Raw genomic sequence first — 7,262 nt, 5'->3', positions numbered from 1 at the left:
ATGGGCAAACCGGTTCCGGCCGGCGCAATCACGAAAGCAGCTTGTCAACCAGCCTGCCATCACGAATCCGCGATGGAACTTGTAAGGGTAGTCCTGTGTTGATGGCCGTTCCTTGCGCGGCCGCGACAGCGGCCACGCCAACGGAGGCGGCGTGCCGTGACAATCGATGAGTAAGGTTCGCGCTCTTCCAGACAAGCCAACGGGCGCTCCTGCCCCGGAAAGCAATATTGATCAGCCGCCGGTGATCCGCCGCGCCGAAGTCGTCGCTTTCGCGCTGGTGTCGCTGCTGGTCATCACCGTGATGACGGTGCTGTATTTCGCCAAGGCGTTCTTCCTGCCCGTCATCACCGCTTTCATTGTCGGCACCATGCTGTCGCCCGCCGCAAGTTTTCTGGAAAAGCGACGCATCCCCCGCGCTGTCTCGTCGGTCCTGATCGTCATCGCCGTCGGCGCGGCTGCCGTCTTTATCATCGGGCTGATCTCTGCCCCCTTGATCGACTGGACCAACCGCATGCCCGAACTCGGCGCGCGGCTGAAGGAGAAGCTGCAGATTTTCGAGCGACCGTTGGCGCTCTGGCACCAGTTTCAGGGCCTGTTCGGCGACACCGAGCCGCTGTCGACCACGCAGTTCAAGCTTCCGAAGATCGACTGGGTGCAACCGACCGTCGAATTCCTGACGCCCACTTTCACCGAATTCCTACTGTTCTTCGCCACCCTGGTTCTTTTCATCGCGAGCTGGAAGGATCTGCGCCGCGCGATGATCATGAACTTCAGCGACCACGAGTGGCGGTTGCGGACATTGCGCATCCTGAACGCCATCGAGACACGGCTCGGCGACTATCTGCTGATGGTGACCATGATCAATTTTGGCGTCGGCATCGGCACCGGCATTATTTGCGTTCTGACCGGCATGCCCAATCCCGCGGGCCTTGGCGCGCTGGGGGCAACGCTCAACTTCTTCCCCATCATCGGGCCAGTAGTGATGTTTGTGATCCTCGTGGTGGTCGGCATCATCAGCGCCTCGACGCTCAGTGCCGGACTGATCGCTCCCGCGCTTTTCGTCGGTCTCACCTTCATGGAGGGCCATTTCATTACCCCCGCCATTATCGGGCGGCGGCTTCAGCTCAATGCGCTGGCTGTCTTCATCGGCCTCGCATTCTGGACCTGGCTTTGGGGCCCGATGGGCGGCTTCCTGGCGGCGCCGATCCTGATCGTCGGGCTGATCCTGAAGGAGCATTTGATGCCGCTCAATTCGCCCCAGTTGCCGCAGGAGTAATCCCGGCCTAGCAATGGAACTTACGATCCAACCGGGCGTTTCTGCTGCAAATTCCGGTTCTTGTTTCTGAGGGAGCTTCGCATGTCCGACGACGATGCCTTGAGCGAATTGAAGAAACTGACGGACAAAGCAACCTATAGCCGCCTGCAGAAGGATCTTAATGCCGTGAAGAACGATGTCTCCGCCCTCACCGAACAGATCACCGACGCCCTGAATGCCTTCACGGGCCAGGCGAGCAAGCAGGCCAAGCGCAACTATCGCGACGCGCGTTCGCGCGCGGATGGCGTGATGTCGGACCTGCAGGATCGCGGCAGCGCCATGTATGACGACCTGCGCGAGCGCGGCAGCGCCGCTTACGACGCGGCCTATTCGATGGAAGAGACGCTGGAAGACGCGATCACCCAGCGCCCGATTGCCAGTGTCGGTCTCGCACTCGGGCTCGGCCTGCTGATCGGCATGGCCTGGCGCCGTTAACCACGGCACCGACAATCGAGCACGATCCGACTGGCGGCGCCGCAAGGCTCCGCCGGTTTTCTTTATGATAAGCGCAGTGAATCCGGGGGCTTGTGATGCTGCAGCGTTATATCGACGATCTCAAACACGCGACCGGCACCGGCCTGCGCATGACCTCTTTGGTCGCCATTGCGGGCTTTGCCGGCTTCATCGCGCTGTGCTTTGCCTGCGCTGCGATCTTCATCGCGATGCTGCAGAACCACGGCGCAATCGCTGCGTGCCTGACCATCGCGGGCATCTTCGTCGTCATCGCCGGCATTTTCGGATTGATCTACGCGCAGAAGCAGAAGCGTGCGCGTGAACGAGCGGCAGCTGCTGCACGGGCCGCCGCCCGCGCTGCCGCAAGTGCGCCACTGATTGACCCCATGATGGTCGCAACAGGCATCCAGGTCGCACGCGCGGTCGGATTGAAGAAGCTCGTACCATTACTGGCGTTGGTGGGTGTCGCGGTCGGCTATATGGCGAACCGAAATGCGTCTTCGGACAGCGATGAAGATGAAAACGCCGACAACCCCGATGAGGCTGCCGGCGACTGATCTGGCGTCATTTCTTGCGGCAGCTGTGCGACATCCTTGCGGCACCGCCTGCCGCAAGCGTCAGGTGACGCAGCGGCCCGGCTGCAGCGATCGTGCGACCTCGGTCAGCATGCTGACCGGTGGCTCACAGGCCACCGTCGCCTTGCGCGGCTTGCTTTCGATGGGGATCGCCTTGGTATCCACCGGCTTGGCCGGCTGAGCCTTCGGCGCCGAACCGGCTAGGCGCAGCAAGACCGACGTGTCGCTCAGACCATGCACGTGAAAGGACAGGGTCTGCCCCTGGTCGAGAATTGCGGGAGTGGCATCGCGGTCGCCCTTGGCGGTGCGATTGACGGCTGGTGTGAACGACGCCGTCGAAATGGCGGTATCGCGGTCGGTCAGAGTGCCGCGGAGATGGCTGTTGTTACGAAGATCATTACCGGAAGCGTACTGAATGGCGCCGAACATAGCCGCGCCACTGACTACCCCCAAAACCAGACTAGACACCTTTGACATCTGAGCCTCGCTCCAACGCTACCCTGCCCACGTCTGCGCGTGGCGCTATGGCATTAGAACGTCAGTCAAGCCCTGAGGTTCACGATCGGCGATCACTTAACCGTGCTTTAATTATTTTAGGTTCCGCGGAACGCTTTATGTCCGCCGGAGTCATCACAGCAGCCGGTCGTCCCCCTGCCCCATAGACCGGCGACGCGGGGCGTAGCCGTGGTGATGCCGGCTGCGCCTCGCATTCTTTTTCTATCTCCCGAAATTCCCTTATCCGACACTCAGCCGCGGTGCCCACATTCGGGCTCTTCGCCTTGTTCGAGGTTGCGCTCGCGCAGAACCACGTTCCGGACACCATCCAGTCCCTGTGGAGAGCGATGGGCGATCAGGACGATGGAGGTCTGCGGTAATTCCTCGCGCAGCAGCGCCATCACGCTGCGTTCGGTTTCGAGATCGAGTGCGCTGGTAGCTTCGTCGGCAAAAACCCAATCCGGCGCTGCGATGATCAGGCGCACGATCGCGAGACGCTGCTGTTCGCCCACCGACAGGCCGCTCGCATTGTCATCGCCGGCATCCAGCCTCGCGCCGAGACCGACCGCGCGCAGCAGGCGCTCCACCGTTGCTGAGGGAACGCCATCAGCATCGGCCGGATAAACCGCAGCATCACGGAGCGAGCCGAGGGGCATATAGACCTGCTGCGGCATGAAGATCAGATTTCCTGCCGGAAGAACCACGTGGCCATCCGCTTGCGGCCACAGGCCCGCCAGCGCTTTCAGCAGTGTGCTCTTGCCAAGGCCAGACGCGCCGCTCAGCCAGACCGTTTCGCCTCGGCTGACCGACAACGTGGGAATGTCGAGCAGCGTGCGGCCATCGGGAGCGCGGATCTGGAGATCGCGGATGTCGAGTTCATTCCCAGTGGAGATCGTCCGCTGCAGCGATCCGGCCGGGCGGTGAGCATCATCCGTCGCTTCCATGAAGCCTTGCAGACGGCGCGTGGTCGCCACCAGATCGGAGACGAATTTATAATTGAAGATGAGCCAGGACAGCGTCGTGACGACATTGCCGAAAGCCGCAGCGAGTTGCGTCAGACCGCCGAGGGTGATCTTGCCGGCGAGAAAGGCGGGAAGCGCCAGGAAGGTGGGAATGCGCAATACGCTCTGGAAGTAAGGGCGCGTGAACATTCCATAGATGAATTCGCGCCGAATGACACGACGCCAAACGCCGAACAAATCGTCGAAGCGGCGCCTGATGACCTTCCTGTCCGCCGCCTCTCCGTTCGACAGCGCGATGGCCGAGGCGTTTTCGCGCAGATTGACGAGCGCAAAACGAAAATCCGCCTCGCGTCGCTGCTCCTCCATCAGCAGGCCCGGCAATTGCCGGCCGAGCAGATGGGTGAGCGCCGTGGACGCCAGGACATAGATCGGCGCGAGCCAGACCATATAGCGCGGAATCTCGACGTCGACGCCGAACAGCGAGAACTGCAGTGCAAAGGTCGAAAGCTGCCACAGCAGCATGACATAAGACACGAGCCCTATCAGGCTCATGATGAAGTCGAGCACCCCCGTTCGCCCGACGCCGTCCTGACTGCCCAGGATGAATTCGGGAAACATGTTGCAGTCTTCCGCAATACGCTGATCTGGATTGTCGACGCTGTTCTCCGAACGCAGGCTCGGATGCAGGAACCAGTAGGCCTTGGTCGCCGTCCAGCGGTCGAGCAAGGTTTCCGACAGTCGCTGGCGCCAGCGGAACTGCAGCAGGCGTTTGCAGTAACGCGCGACCAGATAGAGCGCCGCCGAAATACAGGTGAGAATGGCGAAGACACCGATCTGCGTGACGGCCGCCTGCGCATCGATCTTCTGCAGCGCGTTGAAGAAGTCCGCACTCCATTGCACCTGACGCAACGTCACCTGAATGACGGCGAGCTGGCAGGCGATGATCACCGCAAGCAGCAACAGGCTGACATGGCGCCCCGGCCCGGTGGAGGCAATCCAGACAAAGCGCCAGATGTGCCTGAGAGTGTCGCGCATGGAATCGATCCGTTTCAAAGGGGGCGTCTGGAATGGCGGAGCCGGAGCGGGCAAATCGTGCCGGCCCCGGCTCATCCTGTCGTGCGATCGATCAGAAAGCGTAGCTGGCGCCGACCTTGAAGGTCCGCCCCGGAGCCGTCCGCAGTTCGATCGGATTGGCCATCGCAACGGCGGCCGTGGCCGTCGTCCCGTAAGTCGTGGTCCCTGCAAAGGACGGGAAGTAGCGGGTATCGGCGATGTTCAGCACAGCAGCCCGCAATGTCAGCCCCGGCGTCCATGATGGCGAGTAGTTCGCGATGGCATCGAACACCACATAGCCGCCCTGCCGATACAGTGTGGGCGAGCTGCGCGACAAGGCGCTGCCTGACCAGGTCGAGATCAGCTGCGCATCGAAGCCGTTCGGGCGATCGCTGTAGCGCAGACCGAGCACGCCGGAGAACGGCGTGGTGGCGTCGAACGGCGTCTCAACACTGGTTGCCGTCGCCCTCTGATTGCCCTGCGTGTAGGCCATGGAGAGATTGGTGCTCCAGTAATCATTGAAGCGGTATTCGCCGGCGAATTCGAGACCCCAGAGATTCACCTTCGACAGGTTTTGATAGGTGATGTCGAAGATACCGGGATAGTTGATGCTCGGGACTTCGACGAAGCTCTGGATGAAATCGGTGTAATCCGCCTTGAACGCCGTGGCCGAAAAGAAGCCCTGGCTGAACTGGCCACGCAGGCCGAGCTCATAGCTTTTCACCTGTTCCGGGCGCAGGTTTGGTGCCGGGATCAGATCGCTATTGCCGCCGCCGCCACCAGGCACTGAGGTAAAAAGCTGCTGCGCAGTCGGCATCTTGAAGCCTTCGGCGTAACGGCCGACCAGCGAGAAGTTCTCGTCGAGCTTGAATACGGAGCCAAACTGCTTGAGCAGCTTTTCGCTCTGCATGTCGCGCGGTTCCTTGCCGACCACCACACGGTAGAACGGATTGGGCCGCGGGTTCATCTCATAGGTCGCGTAGCGAATGCCGGGCGTCAGGATCCACCGATTGTTGAGCAGCGAGATTTCGTCCTGGATGAAACCATCAACGCGGGTGGTGGTCGCATCTGCGAAATTGAAGCCGCCGGCATTGGCGATCGTCACCACCCGGGTGTTGAGATTGGTGGTGATGTCGCGGCGCAGATAGTCCGTCTCGGCCACGCTCGCGGCCATGCCATAGGTCAATACATGACGCGCGAAGGGCGTGTCGAACGAGGAATTGAGCTGCAGGTCACCTTCCGTGAACTGCTCCTTGTAATTTTGAAGATAGTCGAGCTGGTCGAACTGCCCATTTGCCAGCTGGCGATTGCGGACGCCTGTGAAATCACGCTCCTGGTAGGATTGCGAGACCTGCCAGCGCACATGATCGATCCAGCCGAGATTGGGCGTATATTTGTGCGCCAGCGTATAGCGCTCGCGGCTCTGGATCTGTTGGCGGATATAGCTGAGATTGCGGATGCCGCTGGCAAGGCCGAGATCATGGCGCTGATCGACGACGGCATTCTTGTTCAGGAATTCGGCGGTGAACTTCACCTCGTTCTGATTGTCGGGCGTCCAGACCAGCTTGTTCAACACGCTGACATCGTCGCCATCGAGCGGGTTAAGCTGGTTGCAACGGATCGCTTCCGCCGGCCGCGGACAGCCATAGATGCCGCCATCGGCACGCGCTTTGGACAGCGTGCCCTCGCTATAGCTGCGCTGCGAGGCGCTGATCATCGCGGCGAAGTCGCCAAAGCGAAACGCCGTGGTACCGGTCTTCACCCAGCTCTTGTCGTAGGAATCAAAGGACGTATCGAGCTGACCGCCGAAATTGCGGCCCTTCAGATAATCCTCGGGGTCTTTGGTAACGAAGGCGACGACGCCGCCGAGCGCATCGGCACCCCACATCACACCGGCGGGGCCGCGGATGATTTCCACGGCCTTCAGGTTCGACATGTCGATGAAGTCGCGATTGCCGTCGGTGATGCTCTCGATCACGCGGGTGCCGTCCACCAACATCTGCACGCGATTATTGGAGACACCGCGGATGGTGAAGCCGGCCATATTGCCGAACGGATCGGTGGACGATGTCGTCTTTGCGACGGAAATGCCGGGCTCGTAGCGCACGAGGTCCTGCACGTCGCGAATCATGCGATCGTCCAGCTCCTTGCGGCCTATCACGGTGACGTTTTGCGGCAGGTTCAACACCTGACGGGCATTGCGATCGGCATAGACGCTGACTTCATCCAGCATCACGCCATAGGCCGCCGCGATCCGCTCGGCCGCCTGCTGCCGCTTTTGCTCTTCGGAGCTTTGCGCGTAGGCGGTGCCCGCGACCATCCAAGGCAGCGTGATGGCAAATAACGCAGTTCCGCGCCTGATGCTCTGCGCGGCATTCCGGATCTTCATGTAGCCCCCGACATCAATCA

General features: G+C 61.1%; 6 protein-coding genes. 3 read left to right on the top strand and 3 right to left on the bottom strand.

Features of this window, described 5'->3' with window-relative positions:
• The first annotated feature begins 166 nt into the window (after window positions 1-166).
• The 3 genes from ACIQ17_RS12820 (at window position 167) to ACIQ17_RS12810 (ending at window position 2,325) form a co-directional block, all read left to right on the top strand.
• Entirely contained in the window at window positions 167-1,276 is a 1,110-nt protein-coding gene (locus ACIQ17_RS12820; RefSeq protein WP_398469092.1) for an AI-2E family transporter, read from the top strand.
• Between the two features lie 81 nt (window positions 1,277-1,357).
• Window positions 1,358-1,750, top strand: a complete 393-nt coding sequence (locus ACIQ17_RS12815; RefSeq protein WP_398469090.1) for a DUF883 family protein — start codon at window positions 1,358-1,360, stop codon at window positions 1,748-1,750.
• 95 nt (window positions 1,751-1,845) lie between these two features.
• Window positions 1,846-2,325: a hypothetical protein gene (locus tag ACIQ17_RS12810; protein ID WP_398469088.1), complete on the top strand. Its 480-nt coding sequence runs from the start codon at window positions 1,846-1,848 to the stop codon at window positions 2,323-2,325.
• Window positions 2,326-2,385: 60 nt separating this feature from the next.
• On the opposite strand, the gene ACIQ17_RS12805 is transcribed toward ACIQ17_RS12810, so the two are convergent.
• The 3 genes from ACIQ17_RS12805 to ACIQ17_RS12795 all read right to left on the bottom strand — a co-directional run bounded on the left by ACIQ17_RS12805 (window position 2,386) and on the right by ACIQ17_RS12795 (window position 7,242).
• A complete protein-coding gene (locus tag ACIQ17_RS12805; protein ID WP_398469086.1) occupies window positions 2,386-2,820 on the bottom strand; it encodes a hypothetical protein in 435 nt (144 codons plus the stop codon).
• 269 nt (window positions 2,821-3,089) lie between these two features.
• Window positions 3,090-4,835 carry an ABC transporter ATP-binding protein/permease gene (locus ACIQ17_RS12800; RefSeq protein WP_398469084.1) on the bottom strand — a complete coding sequence of 582 codons (1,746 nt, stop codon included), beginning with the start codon at window positions 4,833-4,835 and terminating at the stop codon, window positions 3,090-3,092.
• A 91-nt stretch (window positions 4,836-4,926) separates the two neighbouring features.
• Window positions 4,927-7,242, bottom strand: a complete 2,316-nt coding sequence (locus ACIQ17_RS12795) for a TonB-dependent hemoglobin/transferrin/lactoferrin family receptor (protein ID WP_398469082.1) — start codon at window positions 7,240-7,242, stop codon at window positions 4,927-4,929.
• Between the last annotated feature and the right edge of the window lie 20 nt (window positions 7,243-7,262).

The organism is Tardiphaga sp. (assembly GCF_044340795.1).
Lineage (GTDB): Bacteria > Pseudomonadota > Alphaproteobacteria > Rhizobiales > Xanthobacteraceae > Tardiphaga.
The sequence above is the reverse complement of the archived record's forward strand: the minus strand, read 5'-3'. Positions and strand labels throughout refer to the sequence as shown.